Source organism: Algibacter luteus (assembly GCF_030344935.1).
Classification (GTDB): domain Bacteria; phylum Bacteroidota; class Bacteroidia; order Flavobacteriales; family Flavobacteriaceae; genus Arenitalea; species Arenitalea lutea.
This window is the reverse complement of record NZ_CP128313.1, coordinates 1,713,916-1,730,131: the sequence shown is the minus strand read 5'-3', so window position 1 is coordinate 1,730,131 and position 16,216 is coordinate 1,713,916. Positions and strand designations below refer to the sequence as shown.

General features: G+C 36.0%; 6 protein-coding genes. 2 read left to right on the top strand and 4 right to left on the bottom strand.

What is annotated here, in order from left to right; genetic code table 11:
- Positions 1-224 precede the first annotated feature (224 nt).
- From O5O44_RS07270 to O5O44_RS07255, 4 genes are all read right to left on the bottom strand, one after another.
- Positions 225-602 carry a cupin domain-containing protein gene (locus O5O44_RS07270; RefSeq protein ID WP_019388866.1) on the bottom strand — a complete coding sequence of 126 codons (378 nt, stop codon included), beginning with the start codon at positions 600-602 and terminating at the stop codon, positions 225-227.
- A gap of 10 nt (positions 603-612) precedes the next feature.
- Positions 613-2,877 (bottom strand): heparinase II/III domain-containing protein, encoded by a 2,265-nt coding sequence (locus O5O44_RS07265; RefSeq protein ID WP_289196342.1) that lies wholly within the window; start codon positions 2,875-2,877, stop codon positions 613-615.
- Positions 2,878-3,088: 211 nt separating this feature from the next.
- On the bottom strand, positions 3,089-5,404 hold the full coding sequence (locus O5O44_RS07260; protein ID WP_289196341.1) for a chondroitinase-B domain-containing protein: 2,316 nt from the start codon (positions 5,402-5,404) through the stop codon (positions 3,089-3,091).
- Positions 5,405-5,491: 87 nt separating this feature from the next.
- Positions 5,492-6,496 carry a T9SS type A sorting domain-containing protein gene (locus O5O44_RS07255; RefSeq protein WP_289196340.1) on the bottom strand — a complete coding sequence of 335 codons (1,005 nt, stop codon included), beginning with the start codon at positions 6,494-6,496 and terminating at the stop codon, positions 5,492-5,494.
- Positions 6,497-6,772: 276 nt separating this feature from the next.
- Here O5O44_RS07255 and O5O44_RS07250 point away from each other — a divergent pair, with 276 nt between their 5' ends.
- On the top strand, positions 6,773-8,107 hold the full coding sequence (locus O5O44_RS07250; protein WP_289196339.1) for a sugar MFS transporter: 1,335 nt from the start codon (positions 6,773-6,775) through the stop codon (positions 8,105-8,107).
- 222 nt (positions 8,108-8,329) lie between these two features.
- Complete coding sequence (locus tag O5O44_RS07245; RefSeq protein WP_289196338.1) at positions 8,330-16,099, top strand: M14 family zinc carboxypeptidase; 7,770 nt, start codon at positions 8,330-8,332, stop codon at positions 16,097-16,099.
- Positions 16,100-16,216 lie beyond the last annotated feature (117 nt).

The following is a 16,216-nucleotide window of genomic DNA, read 5'->3' as shown; positions in this document are numbered from 1 at the left end:
TATTTCATTCAAAAAATAAATTTAGATTTTAAGAGTAACAACCTATCTCAATTACTTAATATAGTTAATATGAAAGAATCTATTTTAAATTTCAAAAAATCAATTGGTTGCCCAAAGTGGTTTACCAAATTTATGTTAAATTTTTATGAAAACCAATTAATTCTGATATTTATAATCTGACTACGGCAATTATTCTTCATTTATTAGGAATTAAAGTTTCTTTTTTAAGCCTCTTTATCTCCAAAATAAGACACTCCGCCACCACTTAAGAAATCTTCTCTTACAGGACTAAATGTATCAATTAGCATCCCTTCTTCTAAGCATACTGCACTATGCAATAAATTAGGCTCGATATAAACCCCATCGCCTGCTTCTACGATTTGCTTTACGCCATCAATTTCAAATTCAAATTTTCCTGAAACACAATAGGTTGCTTGCGTATGAAAATGTTGATGAGGAGAACCTAATGCACCTTTTTCAAATTTTACTTTTACCATCATGATTTGGTTATCGTAACCTAGGAACTTTCTTGATACGCCGCCACCAAGTACTTCCCATTCCATATCTTTTGTGATGATGTACTTTTCACTGAATCTATTCATAATTTATAGTTTATTGATTTTCTGTAAATGTATAAGGACCTACCCATGAATACACTTTATTGTTTATTGTTAATTTATGTTCTGCTTCTTTTTCACTGTTTTCATTTGATAGGATAAAGACATTGGTTTTACCATTATTTGTTTTTATACTAACAGCTGTATACGCTTTTGAGTTATGTACCACCTTAATTTCATCAATATTACTATAAGCATTTAAAGCTAACTCAGTAACAGGATTGTAGGTTCCGTGAGATTCTATAGTAGATACATATAATGCATCTTTCGCATTTTTCTTTCTTAAAATTAATGTTTGTTCATTACGCAAATTGTATTCTGGATCGTTAGCTCCTATTCTTCCAATAATAACTTCATCGTTATTTGAACAAATTGCAGTATATGAGTAAAATTTATTATTCAACAACCAATTCAATTTTACATTGCCTTCATTAACCAAAGCAGAAGCCTCTTTATATAGATGCTGATATCCATGCGATTTACCCAAAATTTGCGGAGTATTTAGTTTCGTATACTCAAAATTGGTTTGCATGATATGTCCTAAAAAGTAGAATGGCACATCGTAATGATTTGAAGTTGCAGAAGATACCCGCATGATATCCAACACATAAGGCTTATCATATCCTTTATCTTTTATTGTTACGAATGTTCTTTGAATTTTAGTTCCTGGATAAGCGTTGTCTTCTTTCGCGCTTGCAACTTGCACACTATCGTTAACACTAAATATATACTTATTAGAATGATGTTTACTACCTATGTCATACTTTCCTTGAAATTGAGAAGTTTCATTTTGCACTAAAGTATTATGCGCAACAGTCTGTTTAGCCCAAGTTGTATTCTCTTTTAAATAGTTTCCACCACCTTTTTGTTCAATATTTACAAAACGACTCATACCGTAATCTTGTACCACCTCATCACCATCTTCAAATAAGGCAAACGATAATTTATCGTAATGTCCATGACTTAATCCGTGTGCCGTATATTTAAAAACCAACTCTAAACCTTCACTTCGTAAAATTCCAACTGCACCTTGATTGCCATTGGCACCATCTGATAATTCAATAGATTTTTTATTAAATGGTTTTTCCTTTCCTGCTTTCAAACCTAAAGCCACAGCTAAACCTGCATCGTCAAGCGCCACCTTTCCTTGTTTTTTTGCTATACTTAATAATTCTGGATTGTTGCCACCAAAATGATAAGCAATATCTACCGCAGAAACTAACGACGCATTTCTGTAAGACATCCCCTTTTGTGCATCATTCAATAAAAAGAACTCTCCATCGGCATCCGACAGATTTATTAAAGCAGAAACACTTTTAAGTAGTACACCATCTTTATGTTGCAAAACTTTTAATTCTGGTTTTTTATTTTGAAGTGCTTGGGCAAAAATTAAAAACGGATAAGACGCATACCTTTGATAGTATGGTCCTTCGGTAAAATAACCGTCTGGAGAAAACGGCTCTTCAAGATTTGCATAAAATCCCATATCACCTTCTCTATTAATATAACCGCCGTCATTATCTTTTAAATTAGGATCTATTTTAGCCTCTTTATAGCCATACAATGCCCTTTGCAACAAACTGTCATCATCCATTGCTAAAGCAATCATACCAACAGCAGCGTTACCCCATGTACTGTGATTATGAACTCTATTAAAAAACTGAGGGTTTTCTTTGGAAATATAATCTGCAAAAGGTCTAAACAAATCGGTTTCTAAAGTATTTCGTTCATCTTCAGTTAAAAAATCGTAAATACAATCATAAGCCTGACTTGTATATACCAACCAATTAGAATCATTTAAACATTGCCAAAATACTTTTCCTCGAGAGTAAGAGCGTGGTTTTGGATGAATAGGCCATGTTGGATATTGTTTAGCATACTCAAACAACATGTCTTTTACAAAATTCGCGTACTTCTCATTATTAAGAATTTGATATAACACACCTGCTTTTTGCATTAACACATAATTTTTTTTGTGTGTTTCGTGCGTATAACCTCCAGAATAATCTTTAGGTAATGGCACATCAAAACCCTTTTCAATCTCAGCATCAATCTCTTCTTGGGTAAGCGCTAAAGTTTCATCAAAAATCGGAATACTTCCTAAATTTGCGCGAATTTCTTTAACTCCTTGTTTGGTCAAAATCAAACTTGGATGCCCTAGATTGTTGTCTTGAGAACTATTATTATCAGCGTTTTTTTCATTACAAGAAAAAACTGCAATTAAAACACCTAATAGCAAGATTCGAATTTTTGAAGTCATATTAATTGTTAAAAATTATACTCAGAACTTACTCACATTAACTATAATTTGTTAATTATAAGGAAGTTAATTGCTTAATATCAATTGGTTTACCAGTTTGGTTTACCAAAAATACGATATTTTATTAAGTTAACAAAAGTTAAGTTGTTAAAAAAACAACTTCGTGTTTTTTGAGCTTTACAACAGTTCAGGTCATTTGTTAAGATATCTCTTAATACATCAACTTCATTTCTAAATTTTCTTCAGTCTTTATTTCACCAGAATTACTTAAAGTATTGTTAGACTCCTTGTTATTTTTAGCGCCCCATAATACTGAAACAAAGTTTACTGCATTGTTTTTAAACACATTATTAGTAATGTTTACATTAACAATTCCTGTATGATTGAGTAACCTTTTATTTTTTTCTTTGGCACCACAGTTAGCAAATGTGCTATTTGAAATTAAAAGATTTCCACCAATAGTAGACTCATCGTAGCCTCCTCTGTAATAATCTATAACATTGGCTTTAACATTATTGAAATTACAGTTGTTTATCGTTAAATATTCGGTATTATAATCACCTTTATCATTCTTTTCTTCTGATAATTCAATCCCGTTTTCACAATCGGAAATTGATGTACCCTCAAAAGTAATACGTTCTGCAAAAGATTCTTTATACACTTTTAAAACATAGTTAAAATCACTGATTTCAACATTGGAAACTGTTAAACCAAAATGATTAGACATATTTTCTTTTAAACTTGCAAAAGCAAAATTTGAATTATTTCCTTTTAAAACTAAATTATTAACCGTTAATTTTCCTTTAGGATTTAATGCAAACAATGGTGTTTCTGCAGCTCCAGTATAATTTAACTGCACTTTAGTCTTGTCTTTTGCTTGAATAGTAATTGTTTTATTAATTTCTATTGAATTCTGAAGGTTATAAACTTCACTACTCAATGCAATAATGTCGCCATTACTCGCCCCGTTAATTTTTTCTTGTAACTCATTGGCATTTGAAACATTGTGAGTAATTGGTTCGCGTGGTTCAACCACGTTTGAATACCATGAGGTTCCATATTTAGTTTTATCTAAAATATTAGGGTTTGCAATATCTACTCCTACAACAGCTCCAATACTATTGTTTTCTTTTCTAGAATTACCAAACAAATCTTTTTCAATAGTATTAAAATCGAAACCCATATAAGGTTCTAAATCCTTTGGAATTCCTACCGGAAGTTGAATATTTTCAGATATCGTTTTTAATTCTAAAGATACTTCTTTTATGCCACCATCAAAGTCTTTAAATGCTACTCCTTGATTATCAACTATATTATTTTTAAAAGTGACACCATCTGCTTTATCATTTTCAATCACAATAGCATCAATTCCTTTTTCATTATAAATAATATTATTGGCAACTGTAGTTCTAACCGCTCTTGCAGATCGTATTTCAGATAGTGGTAAAACATCAGCCTGATCAATGTTTGTTCCAACTCCAAATTGCCAAGGTGATGCACAATTTACATACGTATTATATGCTACAACTACATCGGTAACTTGATTATATCTGTTTTGTGGAGATTTTGGAATTCCATTCATAACAGCAAGCGGACTCCTAAAGCTTTTTCCTTTTAAATTAAAGAAATAGTTATTTATTACCCAATGCCCGGTGTTTATTATACGTATACCTCCAATGTTTTCATTTTCAGAATCTCCAATAAAATAATTTCCATCAATGGTGCAGTAATTTCCATGACGCGTTACTAAGGAGCCTTCACTCTTATAAAAAACGTTATTTCTAAATTCATTAAAATTAGTTTTACTAGAAATAATTTCCACTTCACCATTACAAGCTTCAAACAAATTGTTAGCTACCATAGTGTAACAAGGCGCCATAGATGTATAACTATTACCAATTTGAATAGTTTCTCCGCTTGGACCTCCTTTCACAGGTCTTGGTCCGAAATGATTATTAACTATTTGATGATAATTGTTTATACTTTCAATACCTTCAAGATTCACACGAACCGTAGGACCACGATTGGTTTTTCCTGCGATGTAACAGTTGCTTAACACATTATGTCTTCCCCAGAAATTAACCCACAAATCGGTATCATCTCGTTTTAGCTTGTTAAAATCTTCAATAACACAATTAGTTAATGTGCATTTATTGGCAATTTCTTCGTCGTTAATTTTAAAATCGACAACAGCTCCAGAAGGTGAATAACCATTTTTAAAATGTAAACCTTCAACAATTAAAAATTGACCTCCAAATTTTAAATATGATTTACCTTCAATACTTACTTTACCAGCAGTTTCTGCTTTTAAAATTATAGGCTGATCTTTCGTACCTTGACCTCTAAATTTAATTTCTACATCGTTCCAAACGCCATTGTTTAAAACAATTTCTGTACCTGGCGATGCATTTTTGATAGCGTCATACAATTCTTGATTTGTTTTAACTAAATTGGTTGTATTCTTTTTAGTTTCAGAACAAGAGAAACAGAGAATAAATACGGTAAGGAAGTAAAAATAAATTTTCATATTTGAGTTATAATTGGTATTGATGAAATATTAATAATAAAAAAAGCCTTTTACAAGTTAAAAGGCTTTTTTTATTATTTATTTGTTTTATTCAATAACTACTTTTTTCGTAACGCTTCCGCCTTCTTCAGCATTTATTTTCATGAAATAAACACCTTTAGTCAAATTAGCAACATTTATACGCTTATTTAAAATTTTAGAAGTCATAATTTTAGATCCTAAAACATTAAATATATCTACAGAAGATAATTTTACAGTTTTTGATTCAATATAAATGAAATCTTGAGCTGGATTAGGATATAGTTTAAAACTAGAGGAAAAATCAGATACGGATGCCGTTGCATCCTTAACGAGCGAAATATTATCATAAAACACCTCAGTACTTCCATCTATAGAATTAAGTGACCTTACATAAATCACAACATCAGTAGTTGTTGCCGTAAAAGAAAATGTGTTTGTTACCCACGTACCTTCATCATTAGTAATATCCATTCCTGCAACAACCGATGTATCGGTATAACCATTAGTGTTAATACCTGTCTCATCGGCAATTTCGTTATTTAGTATATACACTTGTGATGGTGTACCTGCTGCTTCAGAACGAGAATCTATAGAGAAATTATAAACATTACCTATAATAAGTCCTACTACTCTCTGATATAACCGACGTGTAGATTGAGTTATAACAGGCTGTCCGTCGGCATCGTCGTATAATTTAACTCCTCTAGTACCGTTATTTCCACTAGATGTAGAACCTGGTTGTTCATCAGTACCATATAAATCCATAGGATCTGTTGTATATGTAGCTTCAATATAATCTTCTAAAGCATCATTTCTCCAACCATCAGGATTAGTAGTTGCATCGTACCTATAAGGACTAGTTATACCGCCATTTAGTGTGCTATTAGGAGTCATATCCCAAGCATCTGCATTATCACTAGTGTTTGAGGTGTCAGCGCCTGTTCCGTGCTCATCACAAGTACCGTTTTTAACAAGTTCTTGGCTCCATCCATTGTTAAAACATAAGCATAACATCATAAAGATGCACAGTGATTTAGAATTTTGCTTTGTAAAAAGTATTTTTGTTTTCATACGTTTTGTTTTAAATAATTTGTTAATAATTAGTTTATTTATAACACCTATAGGAAAAAGGGAAGATTGTGGGTTAATCAAACTGGTTAACCAGTTTGGTTTTCCAAATATAGATAATTCTTTCGGATTGAAAAAATATTATCGTAAAATATTTCATAAAACTGAATGCTTTCAAATCTGAGTCTTATAAAATAGTATAATAACTCCACAAGAAACTTAGTTTATAAGTACCAAAATTTATCATTACATTTAAAATCTTAAAACGCACTGATAAAGATGACTAATAAAACCAATACTGCTCAAAATAATTCTAGTAATACGTTAATCCCAATAATCATTATTGCTGGTTTGTTTTTCATTTTCGGATTTGTGACTTGGATAAACGGAGCGCTCATTCCTTTTATGAAAACCATTAATGAATTAACTGAAGCTCAATCGTACCTTGTCGCTTCGGCATCCTATATTTCTTTCGTGGTTATGGCGCTACCAGCATCTTATATATTAAACAAAATTGGATATCGAAAAGGAATGTCTTTAGGCTTAATTGTTATGGCCATTGGTGCCTTAGTTTTTATTCCAGCTGCTGAAGCACGAACGTATTGGATGTTTTTATTAGCCATATTTATTCAAGGCACGGGAATGACTTTATTACAAACTGCTTCTAACCCTTACATTACCATACTGGGGCCCATAGAAAGTGCTGCTAAACGTATTGCCATAATGGGAATAGCAAACAAAGTAGCAGGGGCTTTAGGATCAGTTATTTTTGGAGCTATTTTATTGTCTGGGATAGATGAAATAAAAGAAAAACTGAGTACAGTTGATGATGCAGAAAAAGCAACTTTATTAGATACCATGGCTGATAGTGTGGTAACGCCATACATTGCAATGGCAGTGGTTTTGATTATTTTAGGAATTTTAATTAGAAAAGCACCGTTACCGCATGTTGAAGCGAAACCAATAGAGGTCTCGGAATCTGGAGGAAAGGCAAAATCAAATATTTTTCAATTTCCGCACTTATGGATGGGCGTTTTAGCACTTTTTGTTTACGTTGGTGCTGAAGTGATTGCAGGAGATACCATTATTGCTTATGGCATATCATTAAATATACCCGGTGAAGAAGCCAAGTTTTTCACTTTGTTTACTTTAATGGCAATGGTTGCTACATATGCGTTAGGTGTCTTTTTAATTCCTAAATACATGAGTCAATCTTTTGCTTTAAAGGCTAGTGCTATTTTGGGTGTCATTTTATCTTGTTGTATTTTATTTACTAACGGATTTACTTCAGTACTTTTTGTTGCAGCACTTGGTATTGCGAATGCTTTAGTATGGCCTGCAGTATGGCCCCTAGCCTTGAATGGATTAGGAAAGTTTACAAAAACAGCGTCTGCCCTACTAATAATGGCTATAAGTGGTGGCGCTATCATACCGCCGTTATACGGCACTTTAGTCGATAATAAAAAAGAACTTCTCATCAACTCGGGTATTAACGAAATTAATGCAACTGCCGAAGCCGCATCTTATGGTTACTGGATTTTAATCCCTTGTTATTTAATTATCCTTTACTATGCCTTTTACGGTCATAAACTTGGTCTTAATGAACGTGTTTAATCATTTTTTTATGAGAAATATACTATAAAAGGCAATTTTAGTAATATTTTACCTTCATAAATATTTATTGATTTATATAATATAAAATTCTAATAATCAATCTATTACATTTTATTGTAAAAAAACATATTGCATTTCATCGGATTTTTTTGCGTTTCACAGATATTAATAGATAAAAATTCTATCTTAGCCCCACAAAATTCATTCAAACCCCAAAATCTGATGAAGAAAATTACTCTCTTAGGCTTAATGCTTATTTTAATAGCACAATTTAGTTTCTCTCAAAACCTAAATCAGACCGCAAAAAGAATTGCGGTTCCTAATCCCTCAAATTTCACCCTACAAAATATTCAAAAAGCAGGGATCGACTTGTCTTGTGGACCAAAATTTGTTAATAACAACCTTCAATTAGAATTGAGTTATGCCGAATTATTACTTCTAGATAATAATGGTATTAGTTATAATGTTTTAATCGATGACTTATCCACCTATTACAAACAAAAATTTGAAAGAGAGTTACCAATAGCTAAAGCTGCGTTGAAAAGAGAGCAGCAAAAAGCAGCCTTAATCAATGCAAACAAATCTTTAAGTAAAAAAAGCAGTTTAATGGACAACCCTGCTCAACATGATGATTGCGATGAAATTGATTGGGCAGCACCTGCCAATTTTAAGCTTGGTACAATGGGTGGAGCTTTAACTTTAAGCGAAGCTTATGCAGAACTTGATTTAATGCGTTCTATGTACCCCAATTTAATTTCTGTAAAAACAGATGCTTCTACTTCTAATACCAAAACACATGGTAATTCAACTGGTGGTACAACATGGGCTGGACAACCCATTTATTACGTAAGAATCTCTGATAATCCAGATACAGATGAAGCTAACGAGCCAGAAACCTTAATTACTGGAGCCATGCATGCCAGAGAAATAAGTAGTGTAATGAACACCTTTTATTTCATGTGGTATATACTTGAAAATTATAGTACCGATCCGTTTATAAAAAATATAGTTGACAATCACGAGATTTACATCATGCCAATAAGTAACCCTGATGGGTATCGATGGAACGAGGTTATTGAACCTACTGGTGGTGGATTACAACGTAAAAATTTAAGACCTGGTGCCGCGGATAATGGTACCACAAATCCAAACAATAATGTACGTGGGGTTGATTTAAACAGGAATTTCAACTATTATTGGGGTTGGGACAATTCTGGTTCTTCTCCAACAACGAGCAGCAATACTTATAGAGGTCCCACAGCTGGTTCTGAACCTGAAACTCAAATTGTGCAAGAGTTTATTGCAAGTCATGATATAAAAGTGGCAGTAAATCATCATGGTGGTTTAAATTCAATTGTAACATCCTCTTATAATGGAGATGCTTCTGCTACGGATTCAGGAAGAGAAGACGAATATGCTAAAATTTGTCATGATTTAACGCAATACAACAGATATATTTATGGCTCTGCACCGAATACATTGTATGAAGCCAATGGTGATGTTAATGACTGGATGTTAGGTGGCCCAAGTGTAACTTCTGGTACGCCGTCTCAAACTAGTTCTGGTTCTGGTAAAGATGTTTTAGCACTTACTCCAGAAAATGGTGATGACTTTTGGCCAACAACAACTTTAATTGTAGACATAGCTAGACGCGCTATGAGAATGAACCTTATTTCTGTAATGCACTCTGGGAAATTTGCGAAACTTCACGATTTAAACACGAATGATATTTCTTCTACTTCTGGTAATTTAATTTTTGGTGTTGAATACTTAGGAAAAACTTATAACGATATTACATTAACCGTTACTCCAGTTTCTTCAAATATTACTTCTATGACTTCTCCTGCTTTACAGACAGGTTGGACCAAATTAGAACAAAGAAATTTAAATGTGCCTTATACACTGGATGCTGGTATTCAACCAAACGACAAAATAGAATTTCAGGTTACTTTAAGTAACGACGATTTTATTATTTATAGAGCAAATTATGTAAAGTATTATCAGCCTAATACACTGTTTCAAGATAATGACACCAATATATCAAATTGGACAACTTCAGGTGGTACTTGGGGCACAACTGCAGACGCACATAATGGTTCTGTAGCTATTACAGACTCCCCTTCTGGTGCTTATTCAAATAACGAAAATAAAACCTTAACCTTAAATTCAACCATAGATTTATCATCTTCTTCTCATGCTTTAGTGCAATTCTATGCCAAATGGGATCTAGAAAGAAACTACGATATGGTGCAATTTGAAGCCAGTATTGATGGTGGAACTAATTGGACTGCACTTTGTGGGAAATACAACAAACCAGCTGCCACTTCTTTAACCAATTTTCATTTAAACAAAACGACAGACACGCACCAATCAACTAACGGAGATATTGTATATGATGGTGATAGTATGGATAAATGGGTTATGGAAGAATTTCTTATCAATAATGATGATAATACTTTTTTATATCAACAAAATAGTGTTCAATTTCGTTTTAGATTTAAAACAGATAGTTCAAATCGAGAAGATGATTTAACGACTACTTTTGATGGTTTTATTTTTGATGATTTCAAAATATTAGGCATTGACATTGCTTGTGTAACAGATGTTCCTACTAATTTATCAACTTCTAATGTTGCTTCATCTACAGCTACTGTTTTATGGGACAATGTACCATCAGCGACTTATGACTTAAGATACAAAGCAACTGCTTCAGGCACATGGATTGATATCTTTGATATTACAACAAGTAGTTATCCTTTAACTGGATTAACAACATCTACTGAATATGAAGTGCAAGTAAGATCAAAATGTATGGCTAGTAATTCAGCGTATACAGCTTCCGCTAACTTCACAACTACAGAACCTACATATTGCTCTGCTGATGGTGACGATGGAACTTTTTTTTATATTAACAATGTTACTTTTGGAACCATAAATAATAATTCGACAGCTAGTCCTACGGGATATTCTGACCACACATCATTAAGTACATCATTAGTCTTAAATAGCACTGAAACTATTTCTATATCTAAATTTTATACTGGAACTCAGTATAATTTAGCAACTTCGGTTTGGATAGATTTTAATAAAGATGGAGACTTTTTAGATACTGGGGAGCAAGTTCTTGCAAACGGTGCTTCTACTATTAGTCCAATAACAACTAATATTACAATTCCTAATGACGCTGCTTTAGGCTCAACTAGAATGCGCATAATTTCGAAATATTATGGTAGTGAGGGACAAACTGCTACTAATTCCTGTGAATCATTTACTTATGGAGAGGTTGAAGACTATACCATAAATATTACGAGTAGCTTAACCACGTGGTATCAAGATTTAGATAGTGATACTTATGGGAATCCGGCTGTAAGTCAAGTTGCAGCATCCCAACCTGTTGGATATGTTGCAGATAATACGGACTGTGATGATACGGATGCTAATATCAACCCAACTACCGTGTGGTACTTAGGTGTAGATAATGATTCTGATGGGTACTTCGGAAGCCAGTTAACCGCTACACAGTGTACAAACCCTGGTGGGTACTCGACAACTGCACCTACTATTGACGACTGTGATGATACGGATGCTAATATCAACCCGACTACCGTATGGTACTTAGGTGTAGATAATGATTCTGATGGGTACTTCGGAAGCCAGTTAACCGCTACCCAGTGTACAAACCCTGGTGGATACTCAACTACAGCGCCTACTATTGACGACTGTGATGATACGGATGCTAATATCAACCCGACTACCGTATGGTACTTAGGTGTAGATAATGATTCTGATGGGTACTTCGGAAGCCAGTTAACCGCTACGCAGTGTACAAACCCTGGTGGGTACTCGACTACAGCGCCTACTATTGACGACTGTGATGATACGGATGCTAATATCAACCCGACTACCGTGTGGTACTTAGGTGTAGATAATGATTCTGATGGGTACTTCGGAAGCCAGTTAACCGCTACACAGTGTACAAACCCTGGTGGATACTCAACTACAGCGCCTACTATTGACGACTGTGATGATACGGATGCTAATATCAACCCGACTACCGTATGGTACTTAGGTGTAGATAATGATTCTGATGGGTACTTCGGAAGCCAGTTAACCGCTACACAGTGTACAAACCCTGGTGGATACTCAACTACAGCGCCTACTATTGACGACTGTGATGATACGGATGCTAATATCAACCCGACTACCGTATGGTACTTAGGTGTAGATAATGATAGCGATGGTTACTTCGGAAGCCAGTTAACCGCTACTCAGTGTACAAACCCTGGTGGGTACTCGACAACTGCACCTACTATTGACGACTGTGACGATACGGATGCTAATATCAACCCGACTACCGTGTGGTACTTAGGTGTAGATAGTGATAGCGATGGTTACTTCGGAAGCCAGTTAACCGCTACACAGTGTACAAACCCTGGTGGGTACTCGACTACAGCGCCTACTATTGACGACTGTGATGATACGGATGCTAATATCAACCCGACTACCGTGTGGTACTTAGGTGTAGATAGTGATAGCGATGGTTACTTCGGAAGCCAGTTAACCGCTACACAGTGTACAAACCCTGGTGGATACTCAACAACAGCGCCTACTATTGACGACTGTGATGATACGGATGCTAATATCAACCCGACTACCGTGTGGTACTTAGGTGTAGATAGTGATTCTGATGGTTACTTCGGAAGCCAGTTAACCGCTACACAGTGTACAAACCCTGGTGGATACTCAACAACAGCGCCTACTATTGACGACTGTGATGATACGGATGCTAATATCAACCCGACTACCGTGTGGTACTTAGGTGTAGATAGTGATTCTGATGGGTACTTCGGAAGCCAGTTAACCGCTACTCAGTGTACAAACCCTGGTGGATACTCAACTACAGCGCCTACTATTGACGACTGTGATGATACGGATGCTAATATCAACCCAACTACCGTATGGTACTTAGGTGTAGATAATGATTCTGATGGTTACTTCGGAAGCCAGTTAACCGCTACTCAGTGTACAAACCCTGGTGGGTACTCGACTACAGCGCCTACTATTGACGACTGTGATGATACGGATGCTAATATCAACCCGACTACAGTATGGTACTTAGGTGTAGATAGTGATTCTGATGGTTACTTCGGAAGCCAATTAACCGCTACACAGTGTACAAACCCTGGTGGATACTCAACAACAGCGCCTACTATTGACGACTGTGATGATACGGATGCTAATATCAACCCAACTACCGTATGGTACTTAGGTGTAGATAATGATTCTGATGGTTACTTCGGAAGCCAGTTAACCGCTACACAGTGTACAAACCCTGGTGGGTACTCGACTACAGCGCCTACTATTGACGACTGTGATGATACGGATGCTAATATCAACCCAACTACCGTATGGTACTTAGGTGTAGATAATGATTCTGATGGTTACTTCGGAAGCCAATTAACCGCTACACAGTGTACAAACCCTGGTGGGTACTCAACTACAGCGCCTACTATTGACGACTGTGATGATACGGATGCTAATATCAACCCGACTACCGTATGGTACTTAGGTGTAGATAGTGATTCTGATGGTTACTTCGGAAGCCAATTAACCGCTACACAGTGTACAAACCCTGGTGGATACTCAACAACAGCGCCTACTATTGACGACTGTGATGATACGGATGCTAATATCAACCCAACTACCGTGTGGTACTTAGGTGTAGATAATGATTCTGATGGTTACTTCGGAAGCCAGTTAACCGCTACACAGTGTACAAACCCTGGTGGCTACTCGACTACAGCGCCTACTATTGACGACTGTGACGATACGGATGCTAATATCAACCCGACTACAGTATGGTACTTAGGTGTAGATAGTGATAGCGATGGTTACTTCGGAAGCCAATTAACCGCTACACAGTGTACAAACCCTGGTGGGTACTCGACAACTGCACCTACTATTGACGACTGTGACGATACGGATGCTAATATCAACCCAACTACCGTATGGTACTTAGGTGTAGATAATGATTCTGATGGTTACTTCGGAAGCCAATTGACCGCTACTCAGTGTACAAACCCTGGTGGGTACTCGACAACCGCACCTACTATTGACGACTGTGATGATACGGATGCTAATATCAACCCGACTACCGTATGGTACTTAGGTGTAGATAATGATTCTGATGGTTACTTCGGAAGCCAATTAACCGCTACTCAGTGTACAAACCCTGGTGGCTACTCAACAACAGCGCCTACTATTGACGACTGTGATGATACCGATGCTAATATCAACCCGACTACCGTATGGTACTTAGGTGTAGATAATGATAGCGATGGTTACTTCGGAAGCCAGTTAACCGCTACACAGTGTACAAACCCTGGTGGGTACTCAACTACAGCGCCTACTATTGACGACTGTGATGATACGGATGCTAATATCAACCCGACTACCGTATGGTACTTAGGTGTAGATAATGATTCTGATGGGTACTTCGGAAGCCAATTAACCGCTACACAGTGTACAAACCCTGGTGGATACTCAACAACAGCGCCTACTATTGACGACTGTGATGATACGGATGCTAATATCAACCCAACTACCGTATGGTACTTAGGTGTAGATAATGATAGCGATGGTTACTTCGGAAGCCAGTTAACCGCTACACAGTGTACAAACCCTGGTGGGTACTCGACTACAGCGCCTACTATTGACGACTGTGATGATACGGATGCTAATATCAACCCAACTACCGTATGGTACTTAGGTGTAGATAATGATAGCGATGGTTACTTCGGAAGCCAATTAACCGCTACACAGTGTACAAACCCTGGTGGATACTCAACAACAGCGCCTACTATTGACGACTGTGATGATACGGATGCTAATATCAACCCAACTACCGTATGGTACTTAGGTGTAGATAATGATTCTGATGGTTACTTCGGAAGCCAATTAACCGCTACACAGTGTACAAACCCTGGTGGATACTCAACAACAGCGCCTACTATTGACGACTGTGATGATACGGATGCTAATATCAACCCAACTACCGTGTGGTACTTAGGTGTAGATAATGATTCTGATGGTTACTTCGGAAGCCAGTTAACCGCTACACAGTGTACAAACCCTGGTGGCTACTCGACTACAGCGCCTACTATTGACGACTGTGACGATACGGATGCTAATATCAACCCGACTACCGTATGGTACTTAGGTGTAGATAGTGATAGCGATGGTTACTTCGGAAGCCAATTAACCGCTACACAGTGTACAAACCCTGGTGGGTACTCGACAACTGCACCTACTATTGACGACTGTGACGATACGGATGCTAATATCAACCCAACTACCGTATGGTACTTAGGTGTAGATAATGATTCTGATGGTTACTTCGGAAGCCAATTGACCGCTACTCAGTGTACAAACCCTGGTGGGTACTCGACTACAGCGCCTACTATTGACGACTGTGATGATACGGATGCTAATATCAACCCGACTACCGTATGGTACTTAGGTGTAGATAATGATTCTGATGGTTACTTCGGAAGCCAGTTAACCGCTACACAGTGTACAAACCCTGGTGGGTACTCGACAACTGCGCCTACTATAGACGACTGTGATGATAACGACAATACCGTTTACCCTGGCGCTACAGAAGTTCCGAATGATGGTATAGATCAAGATTGTAATGGATCAGACCTAACAACACTAGAATCAGAAGATTTGAGTCTTGAAAGATTAACTGTTACTCCTAATCCGTTTAATGATTATATCTCAATAAAACTTCCGTTAGGATTTACTAATAGTGAGTTTAACATTAAGGTATTTGATTTAAATGGTAGAATAATCATAGATAGAAGTTATACGAGCATGAATAATGAAATCCAAATTAAAGATTTAGATAAACTCGATCAAGCACCATACCTGTTTAAAATCATAAATAAGAAATCAGGTTTAATAACTTACAAGAGATTGATTAAATACTAATCGTTCTTAAATCAACGTAATCTTAATCTAAAGGGATGAATTTTAATAAAATTCATCCCTTTTTTTGTTCTTAAGTAATTATCATTCAATTTCCTGAATAATAGTTAAAATATCATA

Coding starts and splice junctions, on each gene's coding strand:
- O5O44_RS07270 (WP_019388866.1), bottom strand. CDS start 602: ATGAATAGATTCAGTGAAAAGTACATCATCACAAAAGATATGGAATGG.
- O5O44_RS07265 (WP_289196342.1), bottom strand. CDS start 2,877: ATGACTTCAAAAATTCGAATCTTGCTATTAGGTGTTTTAATTGCAGTT.
- O5O44_RS07260 (WP_289196341.1), bottom strand. CDS start 5,404: ATGAAAATTTATTTTTACTTCCTTACCGTATTTATTCTCTGTTTCTCT.
- O5O44_RS07255 (WP_289196340.1), bottom strand. CDS start 6,496: ATGAAAACAAAAATACTTTTTACAAAGCAAAATTCTAAATCACTGTGC.
- O5O44_RS07250 (WP_289196339.1), top strand. CDS start 6,773: ATGACTAATAAAACCAATACTGCTCAAAATAATTCTAGTAATACGTTA.
- O5O44_RS07245 (WP_289196338.1), top strand. CDS start 8,330: ATGAAGAAAATTACTCTCTTAGGCTTAATGCTTATTTTAATAGCACAA.